The sequence below is a fragment of the Bradyrhizobium sp. LA6.8 genome (assembly GCF_040547935.1).
GTDB lineage: Bacteria > Pseudomonadota > Alphaproteobacteria > Rhizobiales > Xanthobacteraceae > Bradyrhizobium > Bradyrhizobium barranii.
Genome location: NZ_JBEPQQ010000003.1, coordinates 183494 through 201026 on the forward strand (window position 1 = coordinate 183494; position 17533 = coordinate 201026).

General features: G+C 64.9%; 16 protein-coding genes. 10 read left to right on the top strand and 6 right to left on the bottom strand.

The features are described from left to right. Positions 1-253: 253 nt before the first annotated feature. The 3 genes from dusB to ntrC are packed head-to-tail and all read left to right on the top strand — an operon-like array spanning position 254 to position 3879. Positions 254-1255 (top strand): tRNA dihydrouridine synthase DusB, encoded by a 1002-nt coding sequence (gene dusB, locus ABIA90_RS14520; RefSeq protein WP_354118381.1) that lies wholly within the window; start codon positions 254-256, stop codon positions 1253-1255. Continuing rightward, positions 1252-2427: a two-component system sensor histidine kinase NtrB gene (locus ABIA90_RS14525; RefSeq protein WP_247310340.1), complete on the top strand. Its 1176-nt coding sequence runs from the start codon at positions 1252-1254 to the stop codon at positions 2425-2427. Before dusB ends, ABIA90_RS14525 begins: the two co-directional genes overlap by 4 nt. A 9-nt stretch (positions 2428-2436) precedes the next feature. Then, positions 2437-3879 carry a nitrogen regulation protein NR(I) gene (ntrC, locus tag ABIA90_RS14530; RefSeq protein ID WP_028147560.1) on the top strand — a complete coding sequence of 481 codons (1443 nt, stop codon included), beginning with the start codon at positions 2437-2439 and terminating at the stop codon, positions 3877-3879. Positions 3880-4044: 165 nt separating this feature from the next. On the opposite strand, the gene ABIA90_RS14535 is transcribed toward ntrC, so the two are convergent. Next, entirely contained in the window at positions 4045-4329 is a 285-nt protein-coding gene (locus tag ABIA90_RS14535) for a hypothetical protein (RefSeq protein ID WP_063983321.1), read from the bottom strand. 45 nt (positions 4330-4374) lie between these two features. Here ABIA90_RS14535 and ABIA90_RS14540 point away from each other — a divergent pair, with 45 nt between their 5' ends. The 4 genes from ABIA90_RS14540 to hflX all read left to right on the top strand — a co-directional run bounded on the left by ABIA90_RS14540 (position 4375) and on the right by hflX (position 10038). Then, positions 4375-6762, top strand: coding sequence for a sensor histidine kinase (locus ABIA90_RS14540; protein WP_354118260.1), 2388 nt, complete (start codon positions 4375-4377; stop codon positions 6760-6762). 17 nt (positions 6763-6779) lie between these two features. Next, positions 6780-8150 (top strand): nitrogen assimilation response regulator NtrX, encoded by a 1371-nt coding sequence (ntrX, locus tag ABIA90_RS14545; protein WP_071914044.1) that lies wholly within the window; start codon positions 6780-6782, stop codon positions 8148-8150. A gap of 248 nt (positions 8151-8398) precedes the next feature. Continuing rightward, positions 8399-8647 (top strand): RNA chaperone Hfq, encoded by a 249-nt coding sequence (gene hfq, locus ABIA90_RS14550; protein ID WP_007591126.1) that lies wholly within the window; start codon positions 8399-8401, stop codon positions 8645-8647. A gap of 11 nt (positions 8648-8658) precedes the next feature. Beyond that, complete coding sequence (gene hflX, locus ABIA90_RS14555; protein ID WP_354118259.1) at positions 8659-10038, top strand: GTPase HflX; 1380 nt, start codon at positions 8659-8661, stop codon at positions 10036-10038. A gap of 77 nt (positions 10039-10115) precedes the next feature. Here hflX and ABIA90_RS14560 read toward each other — a convergent pair whose 3' ends face one another. Further along, on the bottom strand, positions 10116-11138 hold the full coding sequence (locus tag ABIA90_RS14560; RefSeq protein WP_354118258.1) for a DUF2278 family protein: 1023 nt from the start codon (positions 11136-11138) through the stop codon (positions 10116-10118). 192 nt (positions 11139-11330) lie between these two features. Continuing rightward, a complete protein-coding gene (gene mazG / locus ABIA90_RS14565) occupies positions 11331-12185 on the bottom strand; it encodes a nucleoside triphosphate pyrophosphohydrolase (RefSeq protein ID WP_354118257.1) in 855 nt (284 codons plus the stop codon). A gap of 137 nt (positions 12186-12322) precedes the next feature. Here mazG and queC point away from each other — a divergent pair, with 137 nt between their 5' ends. Then, complete coding sequence (gene queC, locus ABIA90_RS14570; protein ID WP_354096317.1) at positions 12323-13039, top strand: 7-cyano-7-deazaguanine synthase QueC; 717 nt, start codon at positions 12323-12325, stop codon at positions 13037-13039. Positions 13040-13282: 243 nt separating this feature from the next. Here the strand turns inward: queC and ABIA90_RS14575 are convergent, their stop codons facing one another. The 3 genes from ABIA90_RS14575 to nthA are packed head-to-tail and all read right to left on the bottom strand — an operon-like array spanning position 13283 to position 14939. After that, positions 13283-13660 (bottom strand): nitrile hydratase accessory protein, encoded by a 378-nt coding sequence (locus ABIA90_RS14575; protein WP_354118256.1) that lies wholly within the window; start codon positions 13658-13660, stop codon positions 13283-13285. Then, a complete protein-coding gene (nthB, locus tag ABIA90_RS14580; protein ID WP_354118255.1) occupies positions 13660-14319 on the bottom strand; it encodes a nitrile hydratase subunit beta in 660 nt (219 codons plus the stop codon). Before nthB ends, ABIA90_RS14575 begins: the two co-directional genes overlap by 1 nt. Further along, entirely contained in the window at positions 14316-14939 is a 624-nt protein-coding gene (gene nthA, locus ABIA90_RS14585; protein ID WP_166341641.1) for a nitrile hydratase subunit alpha, read from the bottom strand. The genes nthB and nthA overlap by 4 nt, the downstream gene beginning before the upstream one ends. A 120-nt stretch (positions 14940-15059) precedes the next feature. Between nthA and ABIA90_RS14590 the strand changes: the two genes are divergently transcribed. Further along, entirely contained in the window at positions 15060-15866 is an 807-nt protein-coding gene (locus ABIA90_RS14590; RefSeq protein WP_247310326.1) for an enoyl-CoA hydratase/isomerase family protein, read from the top strand. A 114-nt stretch (positions 15867-15980) separates the two neighbouring features. After that, positions 15981-17453, top strand: coding sequence for a DASS family sodium-coupled anion symporter (locus ABIA90_RS14595; protein WP_071914030.1), 1473 nt, complete (start codon positions 15981-15983; stop codon positions 17451-17453). The last annotated feature ends 80 nt before the right edge of the window (positions 17454-17533 follow it).

A 17533-nucleotide genomic window follows, 5' to 3' on the forward strand; every position in this document is an offset into this window, starting at 1 on the left:
GAGTCTGGGGAGTGGGGTGATTACCGCATGCCTCTAGCACGGCAGGCCCGCAAAAAAAGGGGGTTTCCCCGGATTGTGGGAAACAGCATTTTGCTGCACTGCACTTGAAAGATTTGCAGAACTGTCTAAACTGTAGGCATGACGCTTGACTGCACAAGAATTGTGCGCAAGATAGGTCATGGCAGGCGCGATGAGGCCCTGCCTACGCAACGAGACCCCTGTGACCGGCTCGGCAGTATCAGGCTCTAAGCCGTTGAAAATTGGCGATATCGAGGTCGCCACCCCGGTCTTCCTGGCGCCGATGTCGGGAGTCACCGACTCGCCCGTCCGCAGGCTCGCCGCCGAGCTCGGGGCCGGTTTGGTCGTGTCCGAAATGACCGCCAGCGATGAGCTCGCGAATGGCCACAAGATGTCTCGGTTGCGCTGCGAAGCGACCGGGATCGGGCCTCATGTGGTCCAGCTCGCCGGCTGTGAGGCGCGCTGGATGGCCGAGGGGGCCCGGATCGCCGAAGCCGGAGGTGCCGACATCATCGACATCAATATGGGCTGCCCGGCCCGGCACGTCACCGGCGGCCAGTCCGGCTCAGCCCTGATGCGCGATCTCGACCATGCCGTCAGCCTGATCGATGCGACGATCGCGGCGGTGAAGGTGCCGGTGACCCTGAAGATGCGGCTCGGCTGGGACGATCACACCCGCAACGCGCCGGAATTGGCGCGACGCGCGGAAGCTGCCGGCATCGAGCTCGTCACCGTGCACGGCCGCACCCGCTGCCAGTTCTACAAGGGCGAGGCCGATTGGGATGCGATCCGCGCGGTGCGCGAAGCCATCTCCATTCCACTCGTCGTCAATGGCGACATCACCACTTACGAGAAGGCGCTCGCGGCGTTGGAGGCCTCCGGCGCCGATGCCGTGATGATCGGCCGCGGCGCGCAGGGGCAGCCCTGGTTGCCCGGCGAGATCGGCCGCCGCCTGAAGGGCGGGGCGGTTGAAGCCGCGCCGTCGCTCGAGACCCAGCTGCATTATGTCCGCACGCTCTATGAGGGCGTCTGCGCGCTCTACGGCCTGCGCATCGGCCTCCGGCACGCGCGAAAACATCTCGGCTGGGCGCTCGACGTCGCGGCCGATGTGAGCCGTGCACCGGCCGAGAAGCTGAAAGCCTGGCGCCAGAAGATCCTCACCTCCGAGGATCCGCGCCTCGTCCACCAGTCGCTGCAAGATGCCTTCGACGATTTCGCATGGAGCGCTGCTGCATGAGCTCAGCTGCTGACTATCGCCGGCCGCTTCCGTCCGAGAGCGATGCGATCCTGGATGCGCTGCCCAATCCCGTGCTCATGATCGGGCCGGACGGCAAGATCGTCGCCGCCAACATCGCGACCGAAGCCTTCTTCGACATCTCGACGCAGTTCCTGAAACGGCAGTCGCTGAAAGAGCTGGTGCCGTTCGGGAGCCCCTTGCTGGCGCTGATCGACCAGGTTCGTTCGTCGAACTCGCCGGTCAACGAATACAAGGTCGATCTGGGCACGCCGCGCATGGGCGGCGACCGCCAGGTCGATCTGCATGTCGCCCCGCTGACGGAGCGGCCCGGCCATATCGTGGTGATGCTCCAGGAGCGTTCCATTGCCGATAAGATGGATCGCCAGCTCACCCATCGCAGCGCCGCGCGCTCGGTGATCGCGCTGGCCGCCATGCTCGCGCATGAGATCAAGAATCCGCTCTCCGGCATCCGCGGCGCGGCGCAACTGCTGGAGCAGCAGGCCTCGTCCGAGGACCGCATGCTGACGCGGCTGATCTGCGACGAGGCCGACCGCATCGTGACGCTGGTCGACCGCATGGAGGTGTTCGGCGACGAGCGCCCCGTGGTGCGCGGTCCCGTCAACATCCATTCCGTGCTCGATCACGTGAAGCGACTGGCGCAGTCGGGCTTTGCCCGCAACATCCGCTTCATCGAGGATTATGATCCTTCGCTGCCGCCGGTCCTGGCGAACCAGGATCAGCTCGTCCAGGTGTTCCTCAACCTCGTGAAGAACGCCGCCGAAGCGCTGATCGACGTCCCCGACGCCGAGATCCAGCTCACCACCGCGTTCCGTCCCGGCGTGCGCCTGTCAGTCCCCGGTCAAAAATCCCGTGTATCGCTGCCGCTCGAGTTCTGCGTGAAGGACAACGGACCAGGCGTGCCGGACGATCTTCTGCCCAACCTGTTCGATCCCTTCGTGACCACCAAGCAGACCGGCTCGGGTCTTGGCCTGGCGCTGGTCGCAAAGATCATCGGAGATCACGGGGGCATCATCGAATGCGAGTCTCAGCCGCGCAAGACCACCTTCCGCGTGCTGATGCCGATGTATTCCACATCGGTCAAACATGCCGATCAAAGCAGCCGCGACGGCTCTGCCGGGAAGTCGTCGTCTGCGTCACAGGGGGCGAAATGAGGATTAACGATGCCCGCAGGTAGCATTCTCGTTGCTGATGACGACACCGCCATCCGCACGGTTCTCAATCAGGCGCTATCCCGCGCCGGCTATGAAGTCCGGCTCACCGGCAATGCCGCAACGCTATGGCGCTGGGTCAGCCAGGGGGAGGGCGATCTTGTCATCACCGACGTGGTGATGCCCGACGAGAACGCCTTCGACCTGCTGCCGCGGATCAAGAAGATGCGGCCCAATCTGCCCGTCATCGTCATGAGCGCGCAGAACACGTTCATGACCGCGATCCGCGCCTCCGAACGCGGGGCGTACGAATATCTGCCAAAGCCCTTCGACCTGAAGGAACTGATCGCCATCGTCGGCCGTGCGCTGGCCGAGCCGAAGGAACGGGTCTCGACGCCGGACGAGGACGCCGAGATGGAGGCGATCCCGCTGGTCGGCCGCTCGCCGGCGATGCAGGAAATCTACCGCGTGCTGGCGCGTCTGATGCAGACCGACCTCACCGTGATGATCACGGGCGAGTCCGGTACCGGCAAGGAGCTGGTGGCGCGCGCGCTGCACGATTACGGCAAGCGCCGCAACGGCCCGTTCGTCGCGGTCAACATGGCGGCGATCCCGCGTGACCTCATCGAGTCCGAACTGTTCGGCCACGAGCGCGGCGCCTTCACCGGCGCCAACACCCGCGCCTCGGGTCGGTTCGAGCAGGCCGAGGGCGGCACGCTGTTCCTGGACGAGATCGGCGACATGCCGATGGAGGCGCAGACCCGCCTGCTGCGCGTGCTCCAGCAGGGCGAATACACCACCGTCGGCGGCCGCACCCCGATCAAGACCGACGTGCGGATCGTCGCGGCGTCCAACAAGGACCTGCGCGTCCTGATCCAGCAGGGCCTGTTCCGCGAGGATCTGTTCTTCCGCCTCAACGTCGTGCCGCTGCGGCTGCCCCCCTTGCGCGAGCGCATCGAAGACCTGCCGGACCTCGTGCGGCACTTCTTCACACTGGCCGAGAAGGACGGTCTGCCGCCGAAGAAGCTCGATGCGCTGGCGCTGGAGCGGATGAAGCAGCACCGCTGGCCCGGCAACGTGCGCGAGCTCGAGAACCTCGCCCGGCGCCTCGCCGCGCTCTATCCGCAGGACGTGATCACCGGCTCCGTCATCGACGGCGAGCTGGCGCCGCCCACGGTCAGCCCGGGTGCCGCTGTCCAGCAGGGCGTCGACAATCTCGGCGGCGCCGTGGAGGCCTATCTGTCCTCGCACTTCCAGGGCTTCCCGAACGGCGTGCCGCCGCCGGGCCTCTATCACCGTATCCTCAAAGAGATCGAGGTGCCGCTGCTCACGGCCGCGCTCGCCGCCACCCGCGGCAACCAGATCCGCGCCGCCGATTTGCTCGGCCTCAACCGCAACACGCTGCGGAAGAAGATCCGGGACCTCGATATCCAGGTGTATCGGAGCGGGGGCTAGTTTTCCGAACGGACGGTGGCTCAGCTCCCCCTACCAAAGCGGAGCTGAGCCTTCCGGATCGCGCTGGCCGTTGTGGCTAACGCGGTGAGCAAAAGTCCGAATCAGGCCGAAACGTTCCGCTGGAACGTATGAATTATCCTTCAACCGCCGAGCGCTGCGTCGCGCTCATCTGATCAGCCGCGCCGAGACCGGCTGGGCGCTGGCGACGTTCGCCAGCGGCTGCTGCACCCCGAGACCATTGACCAGGAGGTCGGCGGCTACGATCAGCAGCAGCACGGCCGACACCATCATCGCGAGAAAGAACCTGTCCATGGCGGTCAAGCCGCAGGGGCGGGAATCCGTTCCCGCAAGCGAGGTTTGCCAGAACAGCGGCCTGTGGATGCGCCGGTCCGTCGCGGCGAGGGCGCCGCGGAATTGTCGCAATTCGGCAACAATGTGGTACGAATACATCAGTATCCGCCCGCCGCGGACCCCGTTTTCAGCACCATTGCCGGAATGACCAGCGCAGATACCTCGGCCGCACACTTCGACACGGCCCCAGCGGAAGAGCCCCGGCGTTGGTCGGTGCGACGCTGGCTGGCACCCCTTGCCGTGGCGATGGCGTTGCTGTCGGCCCTCCTGACCTTCCTGGTCCTGACCGGTCTGACGAGGATCGAGCCGACGCCGGAGGTGGTCCGCTCGTTCTATCTGATCAATGCGGCCACGATCCTGCTGCTGGTCGGCATCATCGTCCGCGAGCTCTGGCAGCTGATCCTGGCGCGTCGGCGGGGCCGGGCGGCGGCACGCCTCCATGTCCAGATCGTCAGCCTGTTCTCGATCGTCGCGGTGCTGCCTGCGGTGCTGGTCGCCGTCGTCGCCAACGTCACCATCGAGCGCGGCCTCGACCGGCTGTTCTCCGGTCCGACCAAGGAGGTGATTCAGAATTCGCTGACTATCGCGCGGGCCTACATGCAGGACCACGCGCAGCTGATCCGCGGCGACATTCTCGGCATGGCCAATGACATCGCCCACGCCCGGCCGCTCTACGACCAGGACCGCCGCTCGTTCCGCGAGCTGCTGACCGCCAGCGCCGGCTCCCGCAACCTGCCGGGCGCGATGATCATCGACAAGAACACCAACATCCTGGAATCGGCCGACACCGGCATGCGGCTCGCTTATTCGCCGCCGGCGCCGGACTTCCTCAGCAACGTCAACGAATCCGAGCCCGAGATCGCGGTGCTGCCGGATGCAAGCTTCGTCGCCGCGGTGATCCGCCTACGCGCCTTCAGCGACACCTTCCTTTATGTCGCGCGGCCGCTCGATCCGAACGTGGTCAACCAGCTCAAGCAGACCGAGGTCAGCGTCGCCGAATACGCCCAGATCGAGTCGCGCCGGCTCGGCATCCAGGTCGCCTTCGCGCTGATGTTCGCGGTGATCGCGCTCACCATCCTGATGGCCTCGGTGCTGATCGGCCTCAACTTCGCCAACTCGCTGGTGGCCCCGATCCGGCGGCTGATGAACGCCGCCCACACGGTCTCGACCGGCGACCTCCATGTGAAGGTGCCCGTGCACCAGTCGGAAGGCGACCTCGCCCAGCTGGGTGAGACCTTCAACAAGATGACGCAGGAGTTGCGCAGCCAGCGTGACGAGCTCGTCAACGCCAGCGATCTCATCGACAGCCGCCGCCGCTTCATCGAGGCCGTGCTGTCCTCAGCGAGCGCCGGCATCATCGGCGTCGACAATTCGGGCAGCGTCGGCATCCTCAACCGCTCCGCCGAGAAGCTGATCGGGCACTCCGAAGCGGAGACGCTCGGCCATCCGCTCTCCGACGTGCTGCCCGAGCTAGAGGAGATGATGAAGACGGCGCGGGAAGGGACCCAGCGCCTGGTGCAGGGCCAGATCACGATCACGCGCGACGGCACCGAGCGCAACCTGTCGGTCCGCGTCAGCGCCGAGAAGACCAGCCAGCCGCACGACAGCTACATCATCACGCTCGACGACATCACCGAGCTGGTCTCGGCGCAGCGCACCTCGGCCTGGGGCGACGTCGCGCGCCGCATCGCACATGAGATCAAGAATCCGCTGACGCCGATCCAGCTCTCGGCCGAGCGCATCCGCCGCAAGTTCGGCAAGGACATCACCGAGACCAAGGACAAGCAGATCTTCGAGCAGTGCACCGATACCATCGTGCGCCAGGTCGACGATATCCGCCGCATGGTCGACGAGTTCTCGCGTTTCGCACGGATGCCGAAGCCGGTGATGGAGGGCGAGGACGTCGCCGACACCGTGCGGCAGGCGGTGTTCCTGATGAAGGTCGCCCATCCCGAGATCGATATCGAGGCCGAATTCAAGGAAGATCCGCTGCGCGCGCAGTTCGACCGGCGGCTGATCTCGCAGGCGGTCACCAACATCGTCAAGAACGCCACCGAGGCGGTCGAGCAGGTGCCGCCGGAGGAGCTCGGCAAGGATTACGGCAAGGGCCGCATCGACGTCGTGGTCTCGCGCGAGGGCGAGGACGTGCTGATCGACGTCATCGACAACGGCATCGGCCTGCCCAAGGTCGCGCGCTCGCGGCTTCTCGAGCCTTATGTGACGACGCGGGCCAAGGGCACCGGCCTTGGCCTGGCGATCGTCGGCCGCGTGCTCGAAGACCATGGCGGGCGTATCGAGCTGAAGGACGCTTCCGATTTCCGCGAGGGCCAGCGCGGCGCGTGGATGCGGATGCGTTTTGCGATCTCCGGTGCCCCCGCGAAGAGCGAGGGGAGCGTGCAGGCATCGTCGGCCGCAAACGCGGTCACGGACATCGCCAAGCCGCCCGAAACAAAACAGCCGGCCGCCGAAACCAAAGAGGCGGCTGAAAAGACCAATGATTCAACGAAGATCGAAGCCTCAACAGGCATCTGACAAGACAGGCGCGAACCATGGCAAGTGAAATTCTGATTGTCGATGATGAGGCCGATATTCGCGATCTCGTTGCGGGCATTCTCGAAGACGAGGGCTTCGTGACCCGGACCGCCCGCGACAGCGATACGGCGCTCGCCGAGATCGCCAATCGCAGGCCGCATCTGGTGTTTCTCGACATCTGGCTCCAGGGCTCCAAGCTCGACGGCTTGCAGCTGCTGGAGCAGGTCAAGAAGGACAATGCCGATCTGCCGGTCGTGATGATCTCCGGCCACGGCAACATCGAGACCGCGGTCGCCGCGATCAAGCGCGGCGCCTACGACTTCATCGAGAAGCCGTTCAAGGCCGACCGGCTGATCCTGGTCGCGAACAGAGCGCTCGAGAACTCGCGGCTCAAGCGCGAGGTCAAGGAGCTGAAGCAACTCGCGCCGAGCGCAAGCTCGCTGGTCGGCCGCTCGCCCAGTATGAACCAGCTCCGCCAGACTATCGACCGCGCGGCGAAAGCCAACAGCCGCATCCTGATCGTCGGCCCCGCCGGCGCCGGCAAGGAATTGACCGCACGCACGCTGCACACCGCCTCGGGCCGCGCCGACGGCCCCTTCGTCGTGATCAACGCCGCCGCGATCACGCCGGAGCGCATGGAGCACGAGATGTTCGGCGTCGAGCAGTCCAATGGCGAGCAGGCGCGCAAGCCCGGTGCGCTCGAGGAAGCCCATGGCGGCACGCTGTTCATCGACGAGATCGCGGACATGCCGCGCGAGACCCAGAACAAGATTTTGCGCGTGCTGGTCGAGCAGTCGTTCCAGCGCGTCGGCGGCACCGGCAAGGTGCAGGTCGACGTCCGCATCATCTCCTCCACGGCGCGAAATCTCGAAGAGGAGATCGCTGCCGGTCATTTCCGCGAAGACCTCTATCATCGGCTCTCGGTGGTGCCGATCCGCGTGCCCGCGCTCTCGGAGCGGCGCGAGGACATTCCGGAATTGATCGACTATTTCATGGAGCAGATCTCGGCCGGCAGCGGCCTGCCCAAGCGGCAGATCGGGCAGGACGCGATGGCGGTGCTGCAATCGCATGTGTGGCCCGGCAACGTACGCCAGCTCCGCAACAACGTTGAGAGAGTCATGATTCTGGCCGCGGGCGGACCGGAGGTGATTATCACCGCCGACATGCTGCCGCAGGACGTCGGCTCGATGGTGCCGGCGATGCCGACCAGCAACAATGGCGAGCACATCATGGGGCTGCCGCTGCGCGAAGCGCGCGAAGTGTTCGAGCGCGACTATTTGATTGCACAGATCAGCCGCTTTTCAGGAAATATTTCTCGCACGGCTGAGTTTGTTGGCATGGAACGTTCGGCGTTGCACCGGAAGCTGAAGGCGCTCGGTGTCGGCTGACACCGCGACGTCGCGGCCGCACCTCAGGGATTAGCGAGGAAAATCATCGATTTCCGTAGTTTTTCGGGGCATTTGGGCGTGGCCTGCCGCGTGAAGCGGCTTGCCTAATAACCCGTCCTGTCCTCTAATCGAACCGCTGTTCCTCCGAGGGGGATCTCATGAGGAATAGCAACCGGAAGAGGCCCCGAATGTCACAAAGAGGGCCGCAACCGGCGCAATAAAAAGAAACTCAAAGCGAGAAAAAAACAATGGCGGCAGACCGCGCACAAAACCTACAGGACACCTTCCTCAATCACGTTCGCAAAACCAAGACGCCACTGACGATCTTTCTGGTCAACGGAGTGAAGCTCCAGGGCATCGTGACCTGGTTCGACAATTTCTGTTTGCTGCTTCGGCGCGACGGTCACTCGCAGCTTGTCTACAAGCATGCGATCTCGACCATCATGCCGGGCGCTCCGATCCAGTTGTTCGAAGGCGGCGAGGATCAGCCGGCTTGAGAGTGATCTGATTGGAACCCCGGAATTTCGACGGGGAGGCCGACCGTCCGCGGTCGGCAGGGGCGAAGCAGACGGGGCGGGTGCTTGTCATCGGCCCCTACTTGCGTGTGCGCGCGGGCGGTGCCGACACGCAATCGGAAAGCCATGTTCAGCGTGACGCGGAGGCCCGGCTCGATGAGGCCGCCGGCCTCGCGCGCGCGATCGACCTCGTCATTGCCGACGCCATCATCGCGCCGATCAGCCAGATCCGCCCCGCGACCTATATCGGCAAGGGCAAGGTCGAGGAGATCGCCGCGCTGGCCAAGAGCCTCGATGTCGAGCTCGTGGTGATGGATTGCGCGCTGGCACCGATCCAGCAGCGCAATCTCGAGAAGGAATTGCACGCCAAGGTGCTCGACCGCACCGGGCTCATCCTGGAAATCTTCGGCCGCCGCGCCAAGACCAAGGAAGGCTCGCTCCAAGTCGAGCTTGCGCATCTCAACTACCAGCGCTCGCGCCTCGTTCGCTCCTGGACCCATCTGGAACGCCAGCGTGGCGGCTTCGGCTTCATGGGCGGTCCCGGCGAGACGCAGATCGAAGCCGATCGCCGCCTGATCCAGGAGCGCATCTCGAAACTCGAGGGCGAGCTGAAGAAGGTGCAGGCGACGCGGCGGCTGCATCGCGCCGGACGCCAGCGCGTGCCATATCGCGTCGTCGCGCTGGTCGGCTACACCAATGCCGGCAAGTCGACGCTGTTCAACCGCCTGACTCGCGCCGACGTTCAGGCCGCCGACATGCTGTTCGCAACACTCGATCCGACCCTGCGCGCGCTCACTTTGCCGCATGGCGGCAAGGCGATGCTGTCCGACACCGTCGGCTTCATCTCCAACCTGCCGACGCAGCTCGTCGCCGCCTTCCGCGCCACGCTGGAGGAGGTGCTGGAAGCCGACGTCATCCTGCATGTGCGCGACATCTCGCACGAGGATGCAGAGGCCCAGCAGAGCGACGTCGACGCGGTGCTGCGCCAGCTCGGCATCAACCCCGACGATTCCGGCCGCATCATCGAGGTCTGGAACAAGATCGACCGTTACGAGCCTGACAAGCGCGAAGAGCTTTTGAACATCGCCGCGCGCCGGCCGGAAGATCATCCGGCGATGCTGGTCTCGGCCGTGTCAGGCGAGGGGATCGATGCACTGCTTGCGGCCATCGAGGAACGTCTCGCCGCAAAGCGCACCACGCTCGATCTCTCCATCGACGCCGCCGACGGCGCCGGCATCAGCTGGCTGCACAGGAATTCCGAGGTGCTGGCCAAAGAGCTGCACGACGGCCGCTTCGATATGACCGTACGGGTCGACGAGACCAAGCGGGATATCGTGGTGAACCGGTTCGACGCCGTGCCGCGCGTGGCGTGATTCGAAGGGTGCGGTCGCCCGACCGGCTCGCGTGCGATATCGACCATATCCGCGTTTCCGGGTTGAGACGCGTAACTCTAGAACGGAATGGTCAGGCCCGGATTTTTCGCCTGCGCCTTGGTATAGGCGACGCCGTGGATCTTGATCCCGCGCTCGTCCAGCAGCGAAATGATGCCGCCCTGGTTCGACAACTCCATCGGCTTCTGCACGACGACGGCGAGCGTGCCGCCGGCCGCGATCTTCCCTGACAGGACCATCTTGTTCTTCTGCTTGTCGGCCAGCATCCAGCCGGTGAGATCGATGTCGCGATCGGCCGTATTGAGCAGCGTGACGACTTCCCGCTCGGGCGTCTTCACGGCATTGACGAGTGCTGCGATGATGCGCACGAGTCCGTCCGGCATTTGCCCGGTCGGAGGAGCGGTCGGATCTGGCGGCTGTGTCGGCGCGCCGAGATCGATGGGGTCACCGGTCTTGTCGTCGGTGTGCCAGGCCTGCGTCTGGAATTTGAGGAAGACCGCCGTCCATAGCTTCTGATCCGGGAATTCGAACACCAGCCCGCCGTCTTGCCATGGCCCGTTGTCGCCCGAGAATCGTCCGATCGGATTTCCCTGATTCATGTGGATGTCGTGGATGCCGCGGCCCGGCCGGAAGCCGAAATAATTGTCCGCTTTGGTCTCCGGCCCCCATGTCTCACCGAATGCGTAGATCATCGCGCTTTCGTTTGAGAGCGCGCGCTGGACGAACTGGTCGAGCTTCTCGTTGAGGTCATTGTCCGGTCCCGGCACCGACAGCGGCAGCGGGATCATCTCCTGGGGCTGCATCAGATTGCCGCGAATGAAGTCCAGCGCGATGCTGGCAGGCTTCGGCGGCTGCGGGTGCAGGCCCTCCGGCAGCGCCGCGAGATGGTCAGTGATCGGATGGACAAAGTGCGATCGCACCAGGAACGCGACTTCGCTTCCGTCGCCTGACTGCACATTGACGGCGATGCGGAAATCCGCGTTGTCGGCCACGACATGGACTTGATAGTGCGGCGACTGGCCGGTGCCGAAACGCATCGCGATCGGGCGTCCCTTGAGGACCGAATAGTGCTTTAATGGCATCGCACTCACCTGAGGTGGGATTTCGGCTGCGCGGGCTCCGTTGCTCAACTTTAGACTGCTTGTCGTGACGGTTTCATGGCTTGTCTGCGATCCGCCATGATCGCCTCGCTGCATTCGGGAAAAGATGCTGACCTATATCTCCTTCGCGACCGCTTCGATCCTTGCGGGCACGCCGATGGAGCAGGCCACAAGCTAGCGGCGGGCCTGCGAACGAGGCTCCGATACCGGTTTCGCCTCACTCTTCGCCGCGTTCCAAAGTGCGTCCATCTCCGCCAGCGACGCCTGCTCGAGCGTCCGCCCCTGCGCCTCAAGCGCCCGTTCAATGAACGCAAACCGCCGCTCGAATTTCGCGTTGGTCGCGCGGAGTGCACTTTCGGGATCGGCATCGACATGGCGGGCGAGGTTGACCAGCGCGAACATCAAGTCGCCGGTCTCTTCAGCCAGCCCCTCGCTGTCGTTGCGGTCGAGCGCCGCCTCGATCTCGTCGGCTTCTTCGCGGATTTTTGCCAGCACCGCGCGCGGGTCGTTCCAGTCGAAGCCGACGGTGGAGGCCTTGCGCTGGAGCTCCATCGCGCGCGTCAGCGCGGGCTGGCCGGCCTTGACGCCCGAGAGTAACGACTTGTGCGTCGGCGCTTCTTCCGGCGGCCGGCGCGCCGCACGTTCGGCTTTCTCCTCGGCCTTGATGCGATCCCAGACCTCCTTGACGTGGGAGGAGGCGAGATTGCCGTCCTTGTCGGCGAAGACATGGGGATGGCGCCGGATCATCTTGCGGGTGATGGCCTCCACGACGTCGCCGAAGGCAAAGGCATTCTGTTCAGATGCCATCTGGGCGTGGAACACGACCTGGAGCAGGAGGTCGCCGAGCTCTTCGCGCAGGTCATCGAGATCGCCGCGGCTGATGGCCTCGACCACCTCATAAGCTTCCTCGATCGTGTAGGGCGCGATCGTCGCAAAATTCTGCTCGAGATCCCAAGGGCAGCCGGTCACCGGCGTGCGCAGCGCCGCCATGATCTCGATCAGGCGGGAAATGTCACGGGAAGGGGTCATTGCGGGGCAGTCTCCTGGCTCCAAAGCCTTATGCCAAAAGCGGCCCGCCGTTCCCAGCGCGGCGCGGCGGAACAGGTCGATTTCCACCGATTGGCGGCAGATTGGCGAGGAGCGCCCGCAGTGCTAAAGCGCGGGCCATGAGTGACGCATTTTCATCACAAACCGCCCTAGTGCTGTTTTCCGGCGGTCAGGATTCCACCACCTGCCTCGCCTGGGCGCTGAGCCGCTTTGCACGCGTGGAGACACTGGGTTTCGAGTATGGCCAGCGCCACGCCATCGAGCTCGCCTGCCGCGACCGGCTGTTCGACGGCATCAAGGGGCTGCGTGCCGATTGGGCCGCAAGGCTCGGCGAGAGCCACACGCTGTCGATTCCGACGCTGGCGGCCGTGTCCGAGACGGCGCTGACGCGCGACGTCGCCATCGCGATGGGCGCCGACGGCCTGCCGAATACGTTCGTGCCCGGCCGCAACCTGGTGTTCCTGACGTTTGCCGCGGCGCTCGCCTACCGGCGCGGCATCACCCACATCGTCGGCGGCATGTGCGAGACCGATTATTCCGGCTACCCCGATTGCCGCGACGACACCATCCGCGCCATGCAGGCCGCGCTCTCGCTCGGCATGGCCAGGCAATTCGAGCTGCATACGCCGCTGATGTGGATCGACAAGGCGGCGACGTGGAAGCTCGCTCACGACCTCGGTGGCGCAGGACTGGTCGATCTCATTCGCGAGCACTCGCACACCTGCTATCTCGGCGAACGCGGCGCGCAGCATGAGTGGGGTTTCGGGTGCGGCGAGTGCCCGGCGTGCAGTTTGCGGGCGAAGGGATGGCGAGAGTTTGCGGCGGGGCGCAAATAGCGCTCCAATCTCCGCCGTCATCGCCCGCGAAAGCGGGCGATCCAGTATTCCAGAGAAGGTGCTTGAGCCGAGAAGCCGCGGCGTACTGGGTCGCCCGGTCAAGCCGGGCGACGACGGAGGAGAGAGCTTGCGCCCTCTCAACGTCGTCATTGCGAGGAGCGAAGCGACGAAGCAATCCAGACTGTCACCGCGGAGAGATACTGGATTGCTTCGCTGCGCTCGCAATGACGGGTGAGGCGCGACCTACCGAAAATCCTCCGGCCGCAGCTCGATCGGCTTGCCGTGCGGCGTGCGGTCGGCGGCGTGGTCCCAGGCGTCGCGATAGCGGTGCAGCGTCTCCGCCGATGCGACGCCCTTGGTTGCAACCAAACCTTCCAGCGTGGCGAGCCAGTGCAGGTAATAGGTCTCGCCCGTATCAGGGTCGCCGGCGGCCTGCGCGCGCTTGATCTCGGAGGCCAAGGCTGCGGCCCATTCCGGCCAGGTGAACACGCCGCGCTCGTGCAGCGTCAGCGCCATCGCAAACGCATGCGCTTCCCAGGGCGCGCGGAACACCGGGCCGTCGTCATCGCGCGGGATGCTCGGAATGGCCGCCGTCGCGGCGGCCGCAGCCGTGCTGCTCATCACGCCAGGTCCAGATAGGGTTCGAAGGCGTCGATCGACACCTTCAAGGTCGGATCACCATCCGCGCCCCAGAGATCGCGGCCCTCGAATACGACCGTGTAAAGCCATTGCGGATTTTCGCCGAGCTCCATCGCCGCCGAATCCGGAAATACATGGCAGCCGTGGTTCAGCTCGACGACACCGACATGGCCGCGCACATAGCGCGGCAGCCGCGTATGCGTGGTCGGATGAATGTTCCTGGCGCGGACGCGGTCGCCGATGTCGAATTTTGCCGGCGCCGGAGCAGGGCGGGCGAACTTGCCGCGCACCATGACGCGCTCGACATTGGCGAGGTCGAACTTGCCGTGCTTGAGCGCCCTTGCAGGCTGCATCGCGTGCCCGGCAGCGACCTCCTCGCGGGTGAGGTAGCCCTTCTCGATCAGCATCTCCTCGAGCCCGAGAAACCATTTCTTGTAGTAGGAGCTCGAGAGATAGACGTGCGGCGGCAGCGTCTCGCGATAGAAGCGCGAGGTGTCGATGTTGAAGGCGCCCGCCGCGCCCATCGCGCGCACCATGGCGAGAACACGCGATTCCCATTCCTCGTGAAACATCGGCTCGTTCGGCTCGGCCTCGACCTTGCCGAACCCGTCCATGCCGCCCATGTCGTGGACGCCGTTCACGACGGCGCTCCAGGCGTCTTGGGAAAGCCGGTGCCGATCATGGAATCGCGCGTGACGAGCTCGGCAAGCTGCTCCTCACTCCAGCCTTCCGTGCCCGCGGGGCGCATCGGCAGCACCAGGAAGCGGGTCTCGGCGGTGGAATCCCAGACACGGATTTCCATGTCCTTGGGCAGCGTGACGTCGAAATCGGCAAGCACGCCGCGCGGATCCTTCACCGCGCGCGAGCGGTAGGGCGCGGCCTTGTACCAGACCGGCGGCAGCCCCAGCATTTCCCAGGGGTAGCAGGAGCACAGCGTGCACACGACCATGTTGTGGCGCTCTGGCGTATTCTCGACCACGACGAGATGGTCGCCGACGCGGCTGACATGGCCAAGCGTGCCGATGGCCTTCGAGCCATCCTCCAGCAGCGCCTTCTTGAACGCAGGATCGGTCCAGGCCTTGGCGACGACGCTCGCGCCATTGTGCGGCCCGATCCTGGTCTCATAGGCCTGGATGATGGCGTCGAGCGCGGCCGGCTCGACATAACCTTTTTCTGTCAAGATCGTCTCGAGCGCGCGCACGCGCAGCTCAGTCTCCGACAGCTCGGAATGATCGTGATGATGGTCGTGATCGTGGCTCATGGCGCAAAGATAGGCGCAATGGTCCCTGCCTGTCGAGTATGCGCTGGGGCGCAACCGGGTCCCATATTCGTGAGGCCGGATGTAAGCTAGCCTCGCAACAAAGCGGATAGGGAGACATTGGTGACGGACTTCGTGACGATCGAGAAGGGCCTCGGACCGGAGGGGCGGATTGCGGTGGTGCGGTTCGACCGCAATGACGGCATCAACGCGCTGTCGCCCGAGGCGCTGCGCCAGCTCACCGCGGCCGCGCGCAGCTTCGAGGATGATGCCGCAACGTCCGTCGTGGTTCTGACGGGCAGCACCAGCGCCTTCAGCGCCGGCTTCGACCTCAAGGATGCCGAGGGCCGCTCGCGCAAGGACATGGATCTCGGCACGCTGCGGCGGCATCTCAAGCTCGGGCCGCGTCTGACCCATGCCTGGCATGAGATGGAGCAGATCACGATCGCCGCCATCGAGGGTTTTTGCGTCGGCGGCGGCGTCGCGCTGGCCGTGGCGCTCGACTTCCGCGTGATGGGGCACGACGCGCATCTGCGCGTGCCCGAGATCGGGCTCGGCATGAACATGAGCTGGCAGAGCATCCCGCGCATGCTGCATCTGATCGGGCCGGCCCGCACCAAGCAGGCGGTGATCCTGGCCGACCAGCGCATCTCGGCCGATGAGGCCTACGAGTGGGGTTTGGTGGAGCAGGTGGCCGATCCCGGCCATGCGTTCGATGCCGCCATGGAGCTTGCCCGGAAGGTCGCCGCGCAGCCTCCGCTCTCGGTCGCCATGACCAAGCTGACCGTCAACCGGCTGGCACATGCGCTGGACGATCTCGCCAGCCACATGGACGTCGACCAGTTCGCACTGGCGAGTCTCACCGAAGACCACAAGGAGGGCGTCGAGGCGTTCCTGACCCGCCGCAAGCCGCGCTTCAAGGGGCGGTAGAACGTGAAGTCAGACCATTGATCGCGCCGCAGACAGTCCGTATACGCCGCGCTAGGACAAAAACGGCTCGGCCAACGGGCGGTACAATGCGACGACAATCGAGGGGGAGGGCCCATGGCCGCAAGCTCGCAGACGCCTCAGGCAAAAGGGTTTAGCTGGAAGCTGATCGCGCCGCTCGTGGTGTGGTTGGCCATCTATCTGTGGCCGGTGCCGACGGGTCTCAACGCCAATCAGTGGCACTATTTTGCCGTGTTCGCGGCCGTCATCACCGGACTCATTCTCGAATCGATGCCGGTCGGCGCGGTCGGGTTCATCGGGCTGACGGTCGCGGGCGTCGCCGGCTATATCGATCCCGATCCCGGCAAATCGCTGCGCTGGATGCTGGCGGGTTTTGCCGAGAGCACGGTGTGGCTGATCGTCGGCGCCTTCGTATTCTCGATCGGTTATCGCAAGAGCCAGCTCGGCCGCCGTATCGCGCTGGTGCTGGTGCAAAAGCTCGGCCGCAACACGCTCGGTCTCGGCTATGCGGTCGCGATGTCGGACTTCCTGCTGGCACCAGCGACGCCATCCAACACCGCACGCAGCGGCGGCATCGTCTATCCCATCATCAGCAACATCCCGCGCATCTACGGCTCCGAGCCCGGGCCGACCGCCGGCAAGATCGGCACCTATGTGATGTGGACGGCGTTTGCGGCAACCGCGATCACCAGCTCGCTGTTCTTCACCGCGCTCGCGCCCAATGCGGCCGCGCTTGCGATCGCCAAGAGGACCGCCGGCGTCGAGGTGAGCTGGGCGCAGTGGTTCGTCGGCTTTGCGCCGCTCGGCATCCTCCTGATGATCCTCGTGCCGCTGCTCAGCTATGTGGTCTGCCGTCCCGAGGTGAAGCACAGCCCGGAGATCTCCGAATGGGCGGCCAAGGAGGTCAGCGAGATGGGCCCGATGTCGCGCAACGAGTGGATCATGCTGGCTCTGATCGTCCTCGCGATGTTCCTGTGGATCGCGGGCTCGAGCCCGGACATCCACGTGCCGCTGCTCGGCTCGAACTTCGTCAACGCCACCACCGTCGTGTTCATCGTGATCTCGCTGATGCTGGTGACGGGCGTGATCGAGTTCGCCGACATCGTCAGCGAGAAGAGCGCCTGGGAGGTGTTCTTCTATTTCACCTCGCTGCTGACGCTGGCCTCGGGCCTCAACGAAATCGGCTTCATCAAATGGTTCGCGACCGAATACGCCAAACCGCTCGCGGGGCTGTCGCCGTCGACCGCTATGCTCCTGCTGGTCGCGCTGTTCTTCTGGATCCACTACTTCTTCTCGAGCATCACCTCGCATGCCGCGGCCGTGCTGCCGGTGGTGCTCGCGGTCGGATCGGGCATTCCCGGCCTGCCGGTTACGACGCTCGCCATGCTCTGCATGTATTCGCTCGGCCTGATGGGCGTGATCTCGCCTTACGCGACGGGACCCGCGCCGATGTATTTCGGCAGCGGCTATATCGGGAAGGGCCAGTTCTGGGGCTTTGGGCTGCTGTTCGGGCTGCTCTATTTTGCGGGACTCCTGCTGATCGTGCTGCCCTGGTTGCAGATCAGCTGAGCGGGGCCGGAAGCTCATACCCCCCGGCAGACGAATTTTCTTCGCCGGGGTGGGATTAGGAAAACTTCGTCCAACTCCCC

What these genes read in the sequence shown, in the direction of transcription:
- ABIA90_RS14525 (WP_247310340.1), top strand. Translation starts at nt 1,252, where the DNA reads ATGAGCTCAGCTGCTGACTATCGCCGGCCGCTTCCGTCCGAGAGCGAT.
- ntrC (WP_028147560.1), top strand. Translation starts at nt 2,437, where the DNA reads ATGCCCGCAGGTAGCATTCTCGTTGCTGATGACGACACCGCCATCCGC.
- ABIA90_RS14535 (WP_063983321.1), bottom strand. Translation starts at nt 4,329, where the DNA reads ATGTATTCGTACCACATTGTTGCCGAATTGCGACAATTCCGCGGCGCC.
- ABIA90_RS14540 (WP_354118260.1), top strand. Translation starts at nt 4,375, where the DNA reads ATGACCAGCGCAGATACCTCGGCCGCACACTTCGACACGGCCCCAGCG.
- ntrX (WP_071914044.1), top strand. Translation starts at nt 6,780, where the DNA reads ATGGCAAGTGAAATTCTGATTGTCGATGATGAGGCCGATATTCGCGAT.
- hfq (WP_007591126.1), top strand. Translation starts at nt 8,399, where the DNA reads ATGGCGGCAGACCGCGCACAAAACCTACAGGACACCTTCCTCAATCAC.
- ABIA90_RS14560 (WP_354118258.1), bottom strand. Translation starts at nt 11,138, where the DNA reads ATGCCATTAAAGCACTATTCGGTCCTCAAGGGACGCCCGATCGCGATG.
- mazG (WP_354118257.1), bottom strand. Translation starts at nt 12,185, where the DNA reads ATGACCCCTTCCCGTGACATTTCCCGCCTGATCGAGATCATGGCGGCG.
- queC (WP_354096317.1), top strand. Translation starts at nt 12,323, where the DNA reads ATGAGTGACGCATTTTCATCACAAACCGCCCTAGTGCTGTTTTCCGGC.
- ABIA90_RS14575 (WP_354118256.1), bottom strand. Translation starts at nt 13,660, where the DNA reads ATGAGCAGCACGGCTGCGGCCGCCGCGACGGCGGCCATTCCGAGCATC.
- nthA (WP_166341641.1), bottom strand. Translation starts at nt 14,939, where the DNA reads ATGAGCCACGATCACGACCATCATCACGATCATTCCGAGCTGTCGGAG.
- ABIA90_RS14595 (WP_071914030.1), top strand. Translation starts at nt 15,981, where the DNA reads ATGGCCGCAAGCTCGCAGACGCCTCAGGCAAAAGGGTTTAGCTGGAAG.